18 protein-coding genes and 1 pseudogene are annotated in these 17299 nt (G+C 71.0%); all 19 read left to right on the top strand.

The genetic code is table 11. From position 1 onward, the window contains the following. Nucleotides 1-3: 3 nt before the first annotated feature. The 19 genes and pseudogenes from ACFOWE_RS18255 (at nucleotide 4) to ACFOWE_RS18345 (ending at nucleotide 17010) form a co-directional block, all read left to right on the top strand. Nucleotides 4-714: a hypothetical protein gene (locus ACFOWE_RS18255; RefSeq protein ID WP_377289323.1), complete on the top strand. Its 711-nt coding sequence runs from the start codon at nucleotides 4-6 to the stop codon at nucleotides 712-714. Further along, the gene (locus ACFOWE_RS18260) at nucleotides 714-1526 is read left to right on the top strand and encodes a hypothetical protein (protein WP_377289325.1); all 813 of its coding nucleotides are present in this window, start codon (nucleotides 714-716) and stop codon (nucleotides 1524-1526) included. The genes ACFOWE_RS18255 and ACFOWE_RS18260 overlap by 1 nt, the downstream gene beginning before the upstream one ends. Then, entirely contained in the window at nucleotides 1517-2101 is a 585-nt protein-coding gene (locus ACFOWE_RS18265) for a hypothetical protein (protein WP_377289326.1), read from the top strand. Before ACFOWE_RS18260 ends, ACFOWE_RS18265 begins: the two co-directional genes overlap by 10 nt. Continuing rightward, nucleotides 2098-2445, top strand: a complete 348-nt coding sequence (locus ACFOWE_RS18270; protein ID WP_377289328.1) for a hypothetical protein — start codon at nucleotides 2098-2100, stop codon at nucleotides 2443-2445. Before ACFOWE_RS18265 ends, ACFOWE_RS18270 begins: the two co-directional genes overlap by 4 nt. A gap of 177 nt (nucleotides 2446-2622) precedes the next feature. Then, a complete protein-coding gene (locus tag ACFOWE_RS18275) occupies nucleotides 2623-3288 on the top strand; it encodes a hypothetical protein (RefSeq protein ID WP_377289330.1) in 666 nt (221 codons plus the stop codon). 66 nt (nucleotides 3289-3354) lie between these two features. Continuing rightward, nucleotides 3355-3681 (top strand): hypothetical protein, encoded by a 327-nt coding sequence (locus ACFOWE_RS18280; protein ID WP_377289332.1) that lies wholly within the window; start codon nucleotides 3355-3357, stop codon nucleotides 3679-3681. Next, complete coding sequence (locus tag ACFOWE_RS18285; RefSeq protein WP_377289334.1) at nucleotides 3678-4025, top strand: HK97 gp10 family phage protein; 348 nt, start codon at nucleotides 3678-3680, stop codon at nucleotides 4023-4025. The genes ACFOWE_RS18280 and ACFOWE_RS18285 overlap by 4 nt, the downstream gene beginning before the upstream one ends. A gap of 60 nt (nucleotides 4026-4085) precedes the next feature. Next, nucleotides 4086-4628 (top strand): hypothetical protein, encoded by a 543-nt coding sequence (locus ACFOWE_RS18290; protein ID WP_377289336.1) that lies wholly within the window; start codon nucleotides 4086-4088, stop codon nucleotides 4626-4628. A gap of 26 nt (nucleotides 4629-4654) precedes the next feature. Beyond that, nucleotides 4655-4891: a hypothetical protein gene (locus ACFOWE_RS18295; RefSeq protein WP_377289337.1), complete on the top strand. Its 237-nt coding sequence runs from the start codon at nucleotides 4655-4657 to the stop codon at nucleotides 4889-4891. Between the two features lie 59 nt (nucleotides 4892-4950). After that, nucleotides 4951-7968: a hypothetical protein gene (locus ACFOWE_RS18300; RefSeq protein WP_377289339.1), complete on the top strand. Its 3018-nt coding sequence runs from the start codon at nucleotides 4951-4953 to the stop codon at nucleotides 7966-7968. Then, a complete protein-coding gene (locus tag ACFOWE_RS18305; protein WP_377289341.1) occupies nucleotides 7968-9296 on the top strand; it encodes a hypothetical protein in 1329 nt (442 codons plus the stop codon). The genes ACFOWE_RS18300 and ACFOWE_RS18305 overlap by 1 nt, the downstream gene beginning before the upstream one ends. 349 nt (nucleotides 9297-9645) lie before the next feature. Next, the gene (locus ACFOWE_RS18310) at nucleotides 9646-10143 is read left to right on the top strand and encodes a helix-turn-helix domain-containing protein (RefSeq protein WP_377289343.1); all 498 of its coding nucleotides are present in this window, start codon (nucleotides 9646-9648) and stop codon (nucleotides 10141-10143) included. 60 nt (nucleotides 10144-10203) lie between these two features. Further along, on the top strand, nucleotides 10204-11223 hold the full coding sequence (locus tag ACFOWE_RS18315; RefSeq protein WP_377289345.1) for a hypothetical protein: 1020 nt from the start codon (nucleotides 10204-10206) through the stop codon (nucleotides 11221-11223). Between the two features lies 1 nt (nucleotide 11224). Then, a complete protein-coding gene (locus tag ACFOWE_RS18320) occupies nucleotides 11225-11668 on the top strand; it encodes a hypothetical protein (protein WP_377289347.1) in 444 nt (147 codons plus the stop codon). A gap of 22 nt (nucleotides 11669-11690) precedes the next feature. Next, complete coding sequence (locus tag ACFOWE_RS18325; RefSeq protein ID WP_377289349.1) at nucleotides 11691-12410, top strand: glycine-rich domain-containing protein; 720 nt, start codon at nucleotides 11691-11693, stop codon at nucleotides 12408-12410. Between the two features lie 312 nt (nucleotides 12411-12722). Next, a pseudogene (locus ACFOWE_RS18330) lies at nucleotides 12723-12989 on the top strand (transposase); the annotation flags it as partial. An 86-nt stretch (nucleotides 12990-13075) separates the two neighbouring features. Next, on the top strand, nucleotides 13076-14341 hold the full coding sequence (locus tag ACFOWE_RS18335) for an IS256 family transposase (protein ID WP_377289376.1): 1266 nt from the start codon (nucleotides 13076-13078) through the stop codon (nucleotides 14339-14341). 71 nt (nucleotides 14342-14412) lie between these two features. After that, nucleotides 14413-15255 (top strand): hypothetical protein, encoded by an 843-nt coding sequence (locus ACFOWE_RS18340; protein ID WP_377289351.1) that lies wholly within the window; start codon nucleotides 14413-14415, stop codon nucleotides 15253-15255. 72 nt (nucleotides 15256-15327) lie between these two features. Next, entirely contained in the window at nucleotides 15328-17010 is a 1683-nt protein-coding gene (locus ACFOWE_RS18345; protein WP_377289353.1) for a SulP family inorganic anion transporter, read from the top strand. Nucleotides 17011-17299: the final 289 nt, after the last annotated feature.

Here is a 17299-nt window from a genome sequence, read left to right on the forward strand (position 1 = left end):
CCGATGACCGGACCTGACCTGGTGGTGCCGGTGCGGGAGGGCGCCGTCAACGAGCAGCTGCGGTACGCGCTGCGCTCGTGGGCGGCGCACCTGCCGCACGCCCGGGTGTGGATCGTCGGCCACCGGCCGCCGTGGGCGGCCGGCGTCGGCCACATCCCCACCGAGCAGACCGGCACGAAGTACGCCAACACGACGGCGGCGGTGCGGGCGGCGTGCGAGCACCCGGACGTGGCGGAGGAGTTCCTGCTCGCCAACGACGACATGTTCGTCATGGACGCTGTCGCCGGGATGCCGGTGCTGCACCGCGGCCTAGTCGACGAGGTCGAGCCCTACTACGCGGCCCGCGGCTCCGACGCCTACCTGCGCGGCATGCGCGAGACGCGGGAACTGCTGGCGGAGCTCGGCCACGAAGACCCGCTCAGCTACGAGCTGCACGTGCCGCTGCCGGCGACGAAGACGGGGATGCTCGCCGCCTTGGATGCGGGCAGGCACCTGAACGTCGTGCACAAGCGGACCCTGTTCGGGAACCTGGCGAACCTGGGCGGGCGGCGCATCGCTGACGTGAAGGTCATGCATCGGGGGCCGCGGTTCCCGCGGGACTCGCCGTTCCTGTCGACCATGCCGGACTCGTTCGCGCACGGGCAGGTGGGCGCGTATATCCGCCGCCGGTTCCCGCGGCCGTGCCGGTACGAGGTGCGGACCGGGAGGCGCTGATGCCGTTGCAGGTGGGCCCGTGCGACCCGTGGCCGGTCGACTTGTGCTGCCAGCTGCCCGACGACCTTGACCCGGCGGTCGTCGAGCGCTGGCAGCGAGTAGCTTCCCACATCCTGTGGCGCATGTCCGGTATGCGGTGGGGGCCGTGCCCGGTCACGGTACGGCCGTGCCGGCGCGCCTGTCTGCAGGAGGCGCCAATCCGCGTCTCCTGGGGGGCGGCCGGGCCGTGGGTGCCGTACATCGGCCCGGACGGGGCGTGGCGCAACGCCAGCGTGTGCGGCTGCGGATCGGACTGCTCGTGCGGTGAGCTGTGCGAGGTGGTGCTGCCGGGCCCGGTCTACGACATCGCCGAGGTGAACGTCGACGGGCAGGTGCTGGTGCCGGAGGCGTACCGGGTGGACGCGCCCGGCCGGCTGGTCCGCGTCGACGGCGAATGCTGGCCGTCGTGCCAGGAGATGGCGGCGCCGCCGGGCGCGCCGGGCACGTTCACGGTGACGTACCGGTGGGGGCTGCCGCTCGATGAGGCCGCGATCGCCGCGGTGTCCGAGCTGACGTGCCAGCTGGTCCTGGCGTGCCTGCCGCCCGGCACGAAGGGCTGCGACGCGTGCCGGCTGCCGGGGAACGTGACCCGGGTCATCCGCCAAGGCGTGCAGGTCGACATGGCCGACCCGACGACGATCTTCTCTGAGAGGCGGACCGGGCTGACGCTCGTCGACCTGTGGCTGAGCGTCGTGAACCCTGACCGGCTGACGTCGCCGTCGCGCATCTACAGCCCGGACTTCCGTCGGCCGCGGGTGACGACATGGCCGTGACGCCGCTGGCGGTGCACGACCTGGCGGCCGCCGTCTTGGGCTGCGTCTGCCAGGCGCTGGACGAGGCCGCGGCCGCCGTGGCCGAGCAGCCCGGCTGCCCGTGCCGCGCGTGCGTCGTCGCTGGCGCGCCCGCCTGGGACGGCTGCAGCGACCCGTGCGGCGACGATGCCGGCGGCCAGCTGACCGTTCACATCGCGCGGCTGTTTGCGTCGCCGCCGACCCGGTTCCCCGAAGAGGACCGGGACGTGCGCGGCGTGCGCGGCTGCGCGGCGGCGCCGCTGCTGGCGGCCGAGCTGGTGGTGACGCTGCTGCGGTGCGCGCCGACGCTCGACGAGCGCGGCTGCCCGCCGTCATGCGAGGAGCTGGAGGCCGCCGCCCGCGTCGTGCACGTCGACGCCGTCACCGTCGTCAACGCGCTGCTGTGCTGCCTGCCGGGCACCGGCGCGCGCGGCCGCCGGTTCGTGCTCGGGCCGGCCCGGATCCTGGAGCCTGTTGGCGGGTGCATGGGAGTGGAGCAGCGGGTGACGGTCGCGCTGGCCGGCTGCGCCCCCTGCCCCGGCGGGGAGTCGCCGTGAGCGTGAAAGTCACCGTCCGCCTGGACCGGGCTGCGCTCGAGCGCCTCACCGTGGACCCGAGCAGCAGCATCCCCCGCCAGGTGCACGCCCGCGTGATCCTCACGGAAGCCCGCGCCAAGCATCTGGCGCCGGTCGACACCGGCCGGTTGCGCTCGTCCATCTACACCGACGGGCCGCGCCGCGCGGGGCCGCGGCTGCGCTGGGAGGTCATCGCCGGGGTCGCGTACGCCTCCTGGATTCATGACGGCCGCCGTGAGTATCGGCGCGGCACCGGCCGCATCATCCGGGCGAAGGCGGGCTCGCGGCCGTTCCTCGCCCAGGCTCTGGGCGAGGTGTTCGGCTAGGCTCCGGGCGGGGACTCGGGAGATAGTCGAGGCATTCTAACGGCGGACACCTCTGACGCCAGCATGCTGAACAGAGCCACTCAAGCAAAAGTCCACCCAAACCCGTACGTTGACGGCAAATGCTGAGGCATGCCACCATGAGTGCTGTATTTGGAACGATCTACAGCCAGGAACGTCATGAGCGAGTCCCAAACTGATTCCGAGAAAGGCCTCCACCCGGCCTCCTCCGTCAGGAAGATATTGATAGTTTTTATTGCGGTTTTGAGTGCCGCTGGCATTATTGCCGCAATCATCTATTTCACTTCCTCGCCGCATGGGGTTACGGCTGACGAGGGCAAATCCAACAAAGGCGTCACGGTCACCTATGACGAAAACGGCGTCCCTACATATGAGGTTCCCATTGAAGGTGTAGGTGGTGAAACGGCGGAGTCGACGGAAGCCGAGGAAGGGCAAAGCGAAGAGGAGTCCCCGGCCTTCACCCGAAAGGCTGATGGCGGCACGTTCGCCAGCGCGCAGGACCTCGTGAGCACGATCGAGAGTCTCGGTGTTCCCTGCCACAATCCCAACTACTCCGCGCCCAGCGGCGACGGTCAGATCGTGCAGTGCTCGACCGGATCGACAAAAGTAGAATTCGGTGTAGCCAATCCCGGTGACAGTGATTTCGTAAACCGAATAAAGTCAAACTCTGCCGCTAGCTCCCTGAATGCTCTAATATTGGCTGGACAAAATTGGATACTGAGCACCTCCTGTGACTATGATTATGGAAACAGGGTCAGGGCGGCTATCGGTGGAGAGTACTTCAATACTCGGTTCGTCAAACCCACCAACTGTCCTGCTCCCTGATTCCATTCACCCGCCTACCGCTGTCCCTTGAAGCTCTGTCAGCCAGGCGGTGGTGGACCTGCCCCCTTGAGGCGCGGCTGCGCGGCGGCGCCGCTGCTGGCGGCCGAGCTGGTGGTGACGCTGCTGCGGTGCGCGCCGACGCTCGACGAGCGCGGCTGCCCGCCGTCATGCGAGGAGCTGGAGGCCGCCGCCCGCGTCGTGCACGTCGACGCCGTCACGATCGTCAACGCGCTGCTGTGCTGCCTGCCGGGCACCGGCGCGCGCGGCCGCCGGTTCGTGCTCGGCGCGACGCGGATCCTCGACGTCGAAGGCGGCTGCGGCGGTGTCGAGCAGTGGGTGACGGTCGCCCTGGCCGGCTGCGCCCCCTGCCCCGGGGGTGAGGAGTCGCCGTGAGCGTGAGCGTGACCGTGCGCCTGGACCGGGCCGCGCTCAAACGGCTGGCGGTGGGCCCGGACGGCGGCATCGCCCGCCAGGTCCACGCCCGCGTGATCCGCACCGAAGCGCGGGCGAAGCACCTGGCGCCGGTCGACACGGGCCGGCTGCGCTCCTCGATCCACATCGACGGGCCCCGCCCGGCCGGGACGGGGCTGCGCTGGGAGGTCGTCGCGCCGGTCGCCTACGCCTCCTGGATCCACAAGGGCCGGCGCGAGTACCGGCGCGGCACCGGCCGGATCATCCGGGCGCGATCGGGCCCGCGGCCGTTCCTCGCCCAGGCCCTGCGTGAGGTGTTCGGCTAGGCTCCGAGCCGTGCCGCTGGTTGTGGGCCGGGCACCGGTTGCGAGCCAGGGGAGAGTCCTGTGGCACGGCAGAAGTTCGCGGTCAACACCGAACCGCACGTCGCGGAGATCGGCGACGACATCATCCTGGAATTCCGACCGGAGGTGATGGGTGACGAGTTCCTGGAGGCGTGGGAGGCGCTGCAGGAGGCGTACCGGACGCTCGGCATCGACCAGACCAACGTCAGGGAGTCGTCGGCGGCGTCGCTGAAAGCCGCGACGACGGCGGTGCGGCGCTTCATCTCCGGGTTCATGCTGCCGGAGTCCGCGAAGCTGTACGCGTGGTGGGAGGTGCGTGACCGGGCGGGCGCGGTCGTGTTCGACACCGGTGACCCGCAGGAGGCCGCCGAGCGCGCCGAGGCGGTGGAAGGCGCGACGGTCGTCGACGTCGGGTTGCGGCTCCCGGACCGGGTCCACATCGAGCTGATGGGCTGGCTGACGGAGGTGTACGGGCAGCGCCCTCCTACGTTGTCGCCCGGCTCTGCCGCAGCATCGCCGCCTCCTGGCGCGAGATCGACGGGCAGCTCGCGCTCCAAGGGGTCGACCCGCGCGGCTGGACGCTGACGCGGCTGCTGAACGCCGCCGAGGTGATGATGGCGCGGGCTGCGAAGGATCCCGCCGACTACGAGCGGACCCGCGCCCGCTTGTACGCGCCGCCGCCGGGGCTCGCGGCCGGGCGCGACCGGCGGCGCACCACCCCACCGGCCGGGCCGGCAGGGCCGGGCCCGCAGACGAGAGCGGGGATGACGCGGGCGCAGGCGCTGGCGATGATGGCGGCGCTCGGCGCCGAAGACGCGCACCTCAGCTCCGGGGGCCGTACCGGCTAGTCTGAGATCGCCGCTGGTTTTGGGCCGGGCAACCGACGCGCACGTAGCGAGGTTGCCCCGTGGCAGACGACATCGTCGGTAGTGCTCGGATACGCATCGACCTCGATGACAGCGACGTCGACCGGCAGGCGCGCGCCACCGCGCGCCGCCTGCGTGACTCGTTCAAAGGGTCCGGCCGTGCCGCCGCTGACGGGTTCACCCGGGACGCGAGCGGGCGGCTGCGCGACAGCCGCGGCCGGTTCGTCGCTGAAGGCACCCAGATGGGTGAGGCGCTCGCGCGCGGCGCGGGCCGCGGCGCCGCCCTGCTGTCTGCGGCGCTGGCGACGGCGACGCGCGGCCTGGGCGGTCTGGTCGCCGGCGCCGGCGCGGTCACCGCCCTGTCGATCGCGCTGGCCAGCACGGCGACTACCGCGGTCGGGCTGGCGGCCGCGCTGGCGCCCGCCGCCGGGATCATCGCCGCCCTGCCCGCCGGGGTGCTGCTGCTGCAGGCCGCGGTCGGCACGCTGCGTCTGGCGCTGCTCGGCGTCGGGGAGGCGTTCGAGGCGGCGGTGACGGGCGACTCCGCTGAGTTCGCCAAGACCTTGGACGGGCTGGCGCCGGCGGCGCGGGCCGTCGCCGTGGAGTTGCGTGCGGCCCGGCCCGCGATCGACGGCCTGCGCCAGGCCGTGCAGGGGGCGTTCTTCGCGCCGTTCCAGGGCGAGATCACCCGGCTGGTCGACACTCTGGAAGGATCGTTGACGGCCGGGATGACCGGGACGGCCGCCGAGTTCGGGCGGCTCGGGGTGAGCTTGACGCGGTTCGCGTCGTCGGCGTCCGGGGTGGAGCTGGTCGACCGGGTGTTCGCATCCCTGCGCGGCACGCTGGATTCGATCAGCTCGGCCACCGTGGACCGGTTGCTGGTCGCCGTCGGCGGGTTCGCCGCTTCGACGCTGCCGGCGTTCAACGGCTTGGGCGATGCGATCGACGCGGCGCTGGTCAGGCTGTCGGCGTTCCTCGAGGAAGCCACCATCGCCGGTGACGGCTTCGTGTGGGTGACCGACGCCGTCACCGTGTTCCGGCAGCTCGGTTCGATCGTCGCCGACACCGGCGGCATCATCGTCGGGGTGTTCGCCGCCGCCGAGTCCGGTGGCGAGAGCGCGCTGGGCGCGGTCACGAACCTGCTGCAGCGGGTACGGGAGTTCGTCGAATCCGCCGAAGGCCAGGTCGCCCTGGTGGAGACGTTCCGCGCGCTGGCGGAAGTCGGCTCGCAGTTCGGGGTGGTGCTCGGCGCGCTGCTGGTGCAGCTCGGCCGGATCGCGCCGACCGTCGCGGACTTGTCGGACTCGGTCGGAGGCGGGCTCGCCGACGCGCTGGACGCGGTCGGGTCCGGCCTGGTCGCGCTCGGGCCGGGCGTGATTGCCACGTTCGAGGCGGTCGAGTCGGCGATCTCCGGGATCTCCGACTCCGACGCGCTGGCGTCGCTGGCGGCCGGCGCGTCGGATCTGCTGGAGGCGCTGGCGCCGCTGATCCCCGCCGCGGCCGACGTCGGCGCCGCGCTCGGCGAGCTCGGCCCGGCCGCGTCGCTGCTGGCGGCCGTGCTGACCCCCCTGGTGGCGTTGGTGGGCGGCGTCGCCTCAGTGTTCGCGGCGCTGCCGGGACCCTTGCAGGCGGCCGGGCTGGCGCTGGTGGCGCTGGTGGCGATGCGGTCGAAGGTAGCGGCGTTCGGCGACACCCTGTCCCAGCTGCCGCAACGGTTGTCGTCGCAGGCGGTCAGCACCGCCACCCGCAGCATGAGCGTGCTGCGCGGTGGCATCACCGGCCTGCTGGGGGTGGTCGGCGGCCCGTGGGGGGCGGCGATCGCCGCCGGCGTCACCGCGATCAGCTTGTTCGGGCAACGCCAGCAGGAGGCCGCGCAGAAGGTGACGGATCTGACGGCGACGCTGGATGAGCAGACCGGCGCCCTGACCGCGTCGACCCGCCAGTGGGTCGTCAACGAGCTGCACCAGCGCGGCACCCTGGAGCTGGCCAAACGCATGGGCATCGACACGGCGCTCGTCACCCAAGCCGTGCTCGGCCAGGAAGGCGCGGTCAAGGCGTTGAACACCGCCCTGGACGCCAACCTTCAGGCGGCGCGTGCTCGTGCCGACTCGCAGCTGCCGGGAGCTCTGCAGGGGGAGCTGGCCAACGCCTCCAGCCTGCGGACCGCGGTGGGGGAACTGTCGGCCACCTACCGGCAGTCGACTGCGGACGCCCAGCTGAAGATCGAAGCGTCCCGGCAGGTGGCGTTCTCCGAGCAGGGTGCCGCCCGGGCGGTGCGGGACGCGACGGCCGCGATGAAGGAGCAAGCCAACGAGCTGCGCGCCCAGGTCGATCCGGCGTTCGCGTTCCAGTTGGCGTTGCAGGGCGTCGCCGACAAGCAGACCGCTTACGCCAAAGCGGTGCAGGAGGCGGGCGCCGGGTCGCGGGAAGCGAAGGTGGCGGCGCTGGAGCTGGCGTTGCAGTCGGCGGAGCTGCAGACCGCGGCCGCCGCGCTCGGCGACACCTTCACCGGCCGCCTGACGCCGCAGATGCGGACCACGCTGCAGGCGGCCGGTTTGACGAAGCAGCAGATCGCGGCGGTAGAGAAGTCGCTGAAGGACACGAAGAAAGCCGCCCAGGACTACGAAGGCAACTATCGGGCGAACGTCGAGGTGCGCGGTACCGAAGCGGCGCAGCAGCGGCTGCGGAACCTGCAGGCGGTGTTGGCCGATGTCGAGCGCAGCGTGACGATCGGGGTGGTCGCCAACGTCAACCTGAACAGCCTGCCGGCGTTCGCCGACGGCGGCATCGTCCGCTCGCCCGTCGTCGGCTTGGTCGGTGAGGCGGGCCCCGAGGTCGTCATCCCGCTCACCCGCCCGGCCCGGGCGCGGCAGCTGGCCGAGGAGTCCGGGCTGGCCGGTCTCCTGGCCGGCCGCCCCAGCAGCGGCGGCGGCGGAGACGGCGGGGGCGGGGGCGGGGGCGGCGACATCTACCACACGTGGAACATCTACGAGGTCGGCGACGGGGAGGCGACCGCGCGGCGGGTGCTGAACCGGCTCGCCTTCGCGGGAGGCCTGTGATGCTGACGGACTACCTGGAACTCGGCGGCGTGGAGATCGCCAACCATGCCCGGTTGCGCGCCTACCTGGGCACGGTCGGCTCGCCGCTCGCCTCCGGCGACATCTGCGGCTGCCCGACGTTCACCGCCGGCCTGGTCGGCGACGCCCCGTACACGACACCCGAGCAGGATCAGGCGCCGTGGTGGGATCCGAACGTGCCGGAGTCCGCCGGCTTCGCGGGGCTGCTCGTTCTGGACGTCGAAGGCATGCCGGACCATCCGGTGCGGCGCACCGTGACCGGCGCGGCCGCCGGCGGCGCCGCGCTCGGCCCGGCCCGCGTGCAGGCCCGCACGATCACCGTCACCGGCATCCTGCTCGGCGCGACGTGCTGCGCCGTGGAGTACGGCCAGCACTGGCTGGCCGCCGCCCTGGACGGCTGCGCGGGCGGCGGCTGCAGCGGCGACGCGCTGACCGTTTTCACTTGCTGCCCCGACGCCGCGATGACGCCGCAGGAGTTCACGGCCCGGCACCGGCGCACCCTGCGCCGGGTCGCGCTCGTCGACGGCCCGCGGGAGCTCGCCCGCGCCGGTGACGGCTGCACCTCCGGGGAATGCTCGACCGGCGCCGACATCATCACGGTCGAGTTCGTGCTGTCGGCGGCCACGCCGTGGCTGTGGACCGACCCGGTGCCGGTCCTGGACGTCGACGCGCCCACCGACAGCGGCGGCTGCGTCACCTGGTGCGTCCACCCGCCGTCCGGGGGCCAGCCGCCGGGCTGCGCCGACGGGTGCCGTCTGGCGGCCTGCACCGACCCGGCGTCGGCGTGCGCCGACCCGTCGTGCCGGCCCGCGGCGCCGCCGGTGCCGGCCCCACCCGAGACGTGCTTCTGCCAGGCGCTCGCCGTCAACGCCGACTGCTACGACCTGGATTTGTCGGCGCGGCCGAACTGGGCGGCGGCCGCGCCCCTCATCACCGTCGCGGCGGGCAGCAGTGACCTGCGCCGCCTGACGATCACGTTCTACGAGCGGCGGCCCGGCGTCCACGACGGCCTGACCGCCGACCAGGTCGCCGACGCCGAACGCTGCACCCCGCACAGCGTCTACCACGTCGGGTACGTGCCCGCCGGCGGCATCGCGACGCTGGACGGGCAGATCGGCCGCGCCCTGGTGGAGTGCGGAGGCGTCAGCGAGTCCTCGCCGGACGTGTGGGGCCGCGACGGCGGCCCGCCCGCCTGGCGGCCGCTCGACTGCCACCGCGACCAGTACGTCGTGTGCGTCGAAGCCGACGCGGTCTTCATGCCCGCCCAGGACGCGACCGTGTCGATCGCCGTCACCGGCCGGGGGTATTAAGCGATAAACCCCTGCTGACCAGGCAATTTCCACTAAAATTAGTTCATGTATTCGAAAGCCCCGGCGGGTGCTGGAACACCCCCGGGGCACGGCCCGATCCTGAGTGAGAGGAACGGACATGCCTCATGGTAGGTGCGGCGTTAAGGACTGCACGAACATTGGGCGCTTGGCGCGTGGCTGGTGCGCGGCGTGCTACGCCTGGTCCCGCAGTCACGGCTGGGCAGACCCTAAAGGCCGCCCACGGAAGCAGAAGGCTCCCGCTGACGGGCAGTGCACGATCGTGGAAAACGGCGAGGAATGCGTCGGCGCGTACCACAGCGACGGAATGTGCTCTAAGCATCACAGTCGCATGAAGCGAAACGGTGACCCGTTCACGATCCGCAACCTAGGCAACGGCGGCATGCGGGCCATCCTCGAAGCCCTCGCCCAAGCGGAGACAGACGAATGCGTGATCGTCAAGGGGCGTGATCGGCAATGGCCCGTCAACACGGGAGCCGGCTGGGTGAGCGCTTCCCGCATGATGTGGATCATCCGGTATGGCGACCCCGGTGAGCTGCACGTCCTGCACTCCTGCAACGGCGGAAGCGGCAACAACGGTTGCGTCAACGTCCGGCACCTGTACCTCGGTGACAACTCGCGGAACGTGCTGGACCGCGGCGATGCGGGTGTGCAGGTGGGCGAAGACCATCACAGTTCAGTGCTCACAACCGCGGCGGTGAAGGACATCCGCAAGCGGGCAGCTGCGGGGGAGTCGCATTCGTCGCTGGCAAGAGAGTATGGAGTCAGCCGAACCACAGTTTCCGATGTCGTTAATGCTCGGACCTGGCGACGCCTGCTCAACGCCTAAGCTGAGTGCCGTCGCTGGTTTTGGGCCGGACATCTTCCCGCACGAAAGGGAGCCCGGCCCATGCCAACGGGGTGTGGCTTGCACGAGGCGCAGATCCTCGACCGGTCCGGCGCCGTCGTCGCCCACGCCGACGTGCTCACCGAAGTTGAATGGAACCGGGTCCTCGACGAGGTGTCCACCGCGCGGGTCGTCATCACCCCGGACGGTGACTGCTGCGAGAAGCTGAAGAACGTCCGCTCGTGGAGACACAAGCTGGCGATCTGGCGGGACGGCGACCCGGTGTGGGAGGGCCCGATCCTGATGCCGGAGTGGTCGACCGGCCAGGTGGAGATCCGCGCCATGGACGTGCTCGCCTGGCTGGACCGGCGGGTCCCGCACCAGAGCGTCCGCTTCTCCCGCCGCGACCTCACCGAGATCGCCGCCTGGCTCATCGCCGACGGGTTCGAGCCGGACGACCCCGGCCACCAGGTGCAGGTCATCGCGCCGGCCGGGGTGACCGGCCGCCGCTCCTACGTCCGCGACGTCGGCCAGACCGGCGACCACCTGCGGGACCTGGCCGACACCGGGCTGGACTACACGGCGGTCGGCTCGGTGATCCTGCTGCTGCCCGAAGACCACGCCACCTCCGTGGGCAGCCTCACCGACATCGACCTGCCCGAAGGGCTGACCGTCACCGAGGACGGCGCCGCCCTGGCCACCCGGTGGGTCGTGCACGGCGGAGAGGACGACGTGAAAGGCGAAGCGGGCGGCAGGAGCGCCTACTACGGGCTGCTGGAACGCAGCGTGGAGGAACCCTCCATCGAGGACGCGGCCGACGCGGCGGCCGCGGCCCGCTCCCGGCTGCGCGGCTCCCGCCCCGTCCCGGTGTGGATCTCCTCCGAGCGGGTCACCCTGTCGCCGGACGCGCCGGTCGACGTGCCGCACCTGGTGCCCGGCTGGTGCGTGGACGTGGCCACCACCGCGACGTGCCGCACCATCTCCCAACGCTTGAAGATCACCGGAGTGAAGGTGACGGAGAACCGCGACGGCGAGAGCGTGCAGCTGCAGCTCGCACCGACCGGCACCGGAGTGGAGAACTGACATGGCGTCTCGTGGATCAGCGGCGCGGCGGCTGCCGGGCAACCCGGTCGGCGGGATGCTGCGGGAGTTGAACCGGCGCGCCCGCCAGTCGGCCAAAGCGGGCCCGCGCGGCCACGAAGGCCCTGAGGGGCCGCCAGGACCTCCGGGCCCGCCCGGCGCGGCGGGACGGCCCCTTGCCGCAGCCGTGGCCGTCACCGGCGGCGACGGCCGCGCCGAATGGGTGTTCACCGACCCGCTGGCCGCGCCGCCGGTCATCGCCGCGCTCCCCGTCGATCCCGACCCGGGCGATGAGCGGACCGTCACCGTCACGCTGGAGCAGACCACGACCGAGCGGGTCGTGGTGCGGGTGTGGCGGACCCGGCCGCTGCTCGGCCTGGGCCTGCTGCCCGCCGAACCCGCCGGCGCGGGCGTGCGCGTGCACCTGACCGCGACCCCCACCACCTGAACCCTGAGAAGGAGAAGACCCTGTGGCTACCGCGTGCGTATGCTCCGACCGTCTGGAAGTCGACGACGACGGCGTCCTGTGCGTCATCCCCGGAAGCCTCGGCCTCCGCCGGATGATCATCTATTCGACGCCGGGCAACCACCAGTTCGTCAAAGCGAACTACCCGTGGCTGGCGCGGGTGCGGGTGCAGGTCCAGGGCGGCGGAGGCGGCAGCGCGGGAGCGAACGCCGCAGCGAACCAGCTGATCGCCCGCCCGGGCGGAGCCGGAGGCGGCTGGTCCGAATCCATCCTGTCGGTGAACACCCTCGGCGCGGCCGAAACGGTCGTCGTCGGCGCGGGCGGCGCCGCAGGCAACAGCAACAACCCGGGCGGCGCCGGCGGCTCCTCCAGCTTCGGCGGGTTCGTGGTCGCGCCCGGCGGCGACGGCGGCACCGCCAACATGACGTCCGGCGTCACGCTGGGCACCGCCAACGGCGTGCCGGGCCCGTTCGCCGGCGCCGGCGAGCACATCTCCGGAGGCGGAGCCGGAGGCGGCGCGATCCGCCTGTCCGGCACCGAAGGCCTCGCCGGGCAGGGCGGTGAATCCCGGCTCGGCCACGGCGGCTTCCAGCGCGGCTCCCAAGGTCCGGGGACGGCGCCGCGCGGTTGGGGCGGCGGCGCGGGTGGCGCCCTGTCCACCGGCACCTCTTACGACGGTGCGCAGGGCGGCGGCGGTATCGTGATCGTTGAGCTGTTCGGGTGAGGCCACCAGGGGTCAGCGGCCGGGGTGTTTGTCCCGGATGTGACCGGTGATTGCGTTCCCGCGGCTGTGGGGCTGTTCAGTCACAAACCCGACAGCTGACCACTTCGCCCGTACGCTCAGCATGAGTCCTCATCGCCCCTAACAACTCCTAACACAATGACCTTGGCCGTATCCGTCCGCCTGGACGGTCGTTGGTCTGCGCGTGAGGAAGGGTGAGCAGCCTCCGTGGATCGTCTCGGAGGCGGGACTTGCCCCTGAAGTGTGGACACCTTGAGTACCGGATGATGGAAATCCGGAGACAAGGAGTCCCACGTGGCGATGAAGTCGTACCCGCCGCAGTTCAAGGCCGACGCCGTCGCGCTGTACCTGTCCGACCCGGCCCGGACATTGAAATCGGCCGCCCAGGACCTGGGCACCAGCCGTGAGACCCTACGTAACTGGGTCCGTCAGGCCCAGGTGGACGGCACCGCGGGGGCCGAGCAAACGGCCCGCACCGGCAGGCCGACCGACGGCCCGTTATCGTCCGACGACGTGCTGGGAGCAGAAAACAAGCAACTCAAGGCGCGTATCCGGGACCTGGGGGACTGTACGGTTTTCGGTGTAACTCCTGATCAAGGAGGACACCCCTGATGAGTACTGTGATCCAGGCATCGACGGAGATCGACCTGGAGGACACCGCGGTGGCGCGCGAGGAGCCCGGAGCATCGGATCGCGAGCTCGTCGGCCGTCTGGTCGACCAGGCCCGCACCGAAGGATTGGACCTGGTCGGCGAGAACGGACTGCTGGGGCGACTGACCAAGCTGGTGCTGGAGTCGGCGCTGGAAGGCGAGATCACCGACCACCTCGGCTACGACAAGCACGAGCGAGCCGCCGGCGAAGCGGGCAACTCCCGCAACGGCACTCGCGCCAAGACCGTCCTCACCGACGTGGGACCGGTCGAGATCACCGTGCCGCGCGACCGCAACGGCAGCTTCGAGCCGAAGATCGTCCGCAAGCGGCAGCGGCGGCTGTCCGGCGTCGATGAGATGGTCATCTCGCTGGCGGCCAAGGGCCTGACCACCGGGGAGATCTCCGCGCACCTGGCCGAGGTCTACGGCGCCGAGGTCTCCAAGCAGACCATCTCCACCATCACCGACAAGGCCATCGAGGGCATGACCGAGTGGCAGAACCGGCCGCTGGATCCGGTTTACCCGGTCGTCTTCATCGACGCGATCCACGTGAAGATCCGCGACGGGCAGGTCGCCAACCGGCCGGTCTACGTCGCTTTAGCGGTCACCGTCGACGGCGAGCGCGACATCCTGGGGCTGTGGGCCGGCGACGGCGGTGAAGGCGCCAAGTTCTGGCTGCACGTCCTGACCGAGATCAAGAACCGGGGCGTGGCCGATGCTCTGATGGTGGTCTGCGACGGGCTCAAGGGCCTGCCCGACGCGATCGAGGCCGTCTGGCCCCGGACCGTCGTGCAGACGTGCGTGGTGCACCTGCTGCGCGCGTCGTTCCGGTACGCCGCCCGCCAGCACTGGGACGCCATCGCCAAGGCGCTGCGGCCGGTCTACACGGCGCCGACCGAGGCCGCCGCGCTGGAGCGGTTCTACGAGTTCGCCGAGGCCTGGGGTGGGAGGTATCCGGCGATCGTCAAGCTCTGGGAGAACGCCTGGGCCGAGTTCGTGCCGTTCCTGTCCTTCGATGCCGAGATCCGCCGGGTGATCTGCTCGACCAACGCGATCGAGTCGGTCAACTCCAGGATCCGCCGGGCGGTCAAGGCCCGCGGGCACTTCCCGAACGAGCAGGCCGCGCTCAAGTGCGTCTACATGGCGATCATGAGCCTGGACCCGACCGGCAAGGGCCGCAAGCGCTGGATCACGCGATGGAAGGCCGCCCTCAACGCCTTCGCCATCACCTTCGAAGGCCGTCTGACCCCGACTTCCCGATAACCAATGAAGATCGAGTTACACCGTTAACTGGACACACCCTGGAGTCCACCAGGAGGACTCAGTACTACGCCATGCTGGGCACCCGGTCCCTCTATCACGACGGCTGGAAGGCCGTGGCCCGGCACGGCACGGGCACCGGCCACGGCGATTTCGTCAACGACGAGTGGGAGCTCTACCACGTGCGCACCGACCGCTCCGAGACCCGCGAGCTCGGCCGGGAGCACCCCGGCAAACTCCGCGAGCTGATCGCGCGGTGGTATGTGGAGGCCGGGCGCAACAACGTCCTGCCGCTCGACGACCGCGTCCCGCGCGAGATCATGACCATGGCCAGGCCGAGCCTGTCACCGGCGCGCGAGCTCTACGTCTACTATCCCGCAACCGCGGAGGTCCCCGAGGAAGCCGCAGGCGACGTCCGCAACCGGTCCTTCACCCTCACGGCTGAATTCGAGACCACCACCGACGAGGCCGAGGGCGTCATCTTCGCGCACGGCTCGCGCTTCGGCGGCCACGCCCTCTACCTCAAGGACCGCCGGCTGCACTACGTCTACAACTTCCTCGGCATCGAGGAGTACCGCTTCAGCGCGGATGCGCCGCTCGCCGCCGGCCGGCACGTCGCGGTCGCCCGGTTCGACAAGACGCACGAGGATCCGCGCTATGTCGCCAACGGAACGCTGACCCTGTCCCTGGGGGAGACGGTCGTGGCGTCCGGCCGGATGAGGACCCAGCCCGGCAAGTTCTCGGTGGCCGGCGAAGGGCTGGTCATCGGCCGCGACAGCGGTGATGCGGTCACCGGCGACTACGCCGCGCCGTTCCCCTTCCGCGGGGGCACGATCGCCCAGGTGAGCGTCCGGGTGCCCACAGCCCGGCAGGTCGACGACGAGGCCGAGGCCGAGGCCGCCCTGGCACGCGACTAGACGGTGCGGCAGGAAAGCGACGCGGCCTTCAACCAGGAGGTGACATCACCGTGATGAGCGGGAGGGAGCGGCATGAAGCTGTGGCAGTTGGTGCCGGGCCTGGCCGAACTGCGCGGGTACCGCAGGTCCCGGCTGCGCGATGATGTCGTCGCCGGTGTCACCGTGGCCGCGGTGGCCGTTCCCTCGGGGCTCGGCATGGGGGAGCTCGCCGGGGTCGGCCCGGTGGCCGGGCTCTACGCCACCGCCGTCCCGCTGATCGGCTACGCGCTCTTCGGCTCCTCCCGCCAGCTGATCGTCGGCCCTACGGGCGCGGTGGCCGCGGTGACCGCGACCAGCGTCGCCGCCGTGGCCTCCTCGGATGATCCGGTCAGGGTGGCGGGGATGGCCGCCGCCCTGGCCGTGCTGAGCGGTGTGATCCTCATCCTGTGCTCCCTGCTCAGGCTGGGCTTCATGTCGGAGTTCCTGTCTCGCCCCGTCCTGCTGGGATACATCAACGGCGTCGCGGTGCTCATCATGGTCGGGCAGCTGAACAAACTGCTCGGCGTCACGGTCGAGTCCCGCAATTTCGTCCCGCAGGTGTGGGAGACGCTGCGTGCCATCCCGCAAGCGCACGGGTGGACGGTGCTGCTCAGCGTCCTGCTGATCGGGGCGGTCGTCCTGCTGAGGGTGGCGGCGCCCAAGATCCCCGCCGTGATCGTCGTGGTCGTCATCGCGGGCGTCGCCTCCGCCGTGATCGGGTTCCCCCGGCACGGCATCGAGGTCGTGGGCGACGTCGCCGGCGGCTTCCCCCTTCCGCGGCTGCCCGGCATCTCCCTCGACGACGTCTTCGACCTTGTCGTGCCCGCGCTCGGGCTGGCGTTGCTCATATTCGGCGACTCGATGGCCATCGCCCGGACCTACGCCGACAAGCACCGATACACGATCAGCGCGAATCGGGAACTCCTCGGGCTCGGAGCGGCCAACATCACTGCCGGGCTGTTTCAGGCCATACCGATCGACGCCAGCGGATCACGGACCGCGCTCAACGACTCATACCGTGGCGCCTCCCCGCTGGTCGGGTTGATCGTCGCGGCTGCGGCGGTCCTGGTCGCGGCGTTCGCCACCCCGCTGATCGAACCGCTGCCGACCGCAGCCCTCGGCGTGGTGATCATCCTGTCGACGGCGGACCTGATCAAGGTCAAACCGGTCCTCCGGCTGCGCCGGGTGCACAACGACGAGATGATCTTGGCATTGGTCACGTTCGCGGCCGTGCTGCTCCTCAATGTCATCGGCGGGCTGGCCGTCGCGGTCCTGCTCTCGCTGGGTTTGTTCGTCTACTGGACGGCACGTCCGCACGATGCGGTACTCGGCTCCTCCGACGACATCGACGGCTTCCATGACATCACCGCCCACCAATGCCTCCAGCCGGTGCCCGGGCTGATCGTCTACCGGTTCGACGCCCCGCTCTACTTCGCCAACGCCCCCCACATGGCCCGCCGCATCAGGCAGTTGCTCGCCGACGCAGAGGACGAGGTGATGTGGCTGATGATCGATGCCGAGGCGATGGCCTATATGGATGCCAAGGCGGTCGATACCTTGGGGGAACTGCACCGGGAGCTGGCCGACCAGGGCGTGACGCTCACCATGGCCCGGGTCAAGGAACCGATTCGGCGTATTTTCCAGGACACGGGCATGACCGAACTGCTCGGACCGGAGAACTTCTTCCCGACGGTCAGGTCCGGAGTCCAGGCGTTTCGGGAGCGCAAAGCAGGTTGACACCAGGCGGGCCCGACGCGCACGGGGTTTGCGGCTCCGGCACGCCGTCGCGCCTGCGGCAGGCACCAGCATGCGGACGCGGCACTTGTCGCGGGTGATGAACGCGCCGGCGGGGTGCGGCGCAACGCCGGTAGCCGATGAGGCGGTCCGGCCCATCTCACCGCGCGGGTGGCCGTCGCGGCCCGGCGGATGGGGTCGCGGGGGTGCTATCGCTGCGAGATGGGACGCCCGCCGGCGTCAGGGCGGCGGTGCCGCCCGCCGGGTGCCGTGTCGGCCTTGAGCTGCACCA

The organism is Planomonospora corallina (assembly GCF_042650625.1).
In the GTDB taxonomy this organism is placed as follows: domain Bacteria; phylum Actinomycetota; class Actinomycetes; order Streptosporangiales; family Streptosporangiaceae; genus Planomonospora_B; species Planomonospora_B corallina.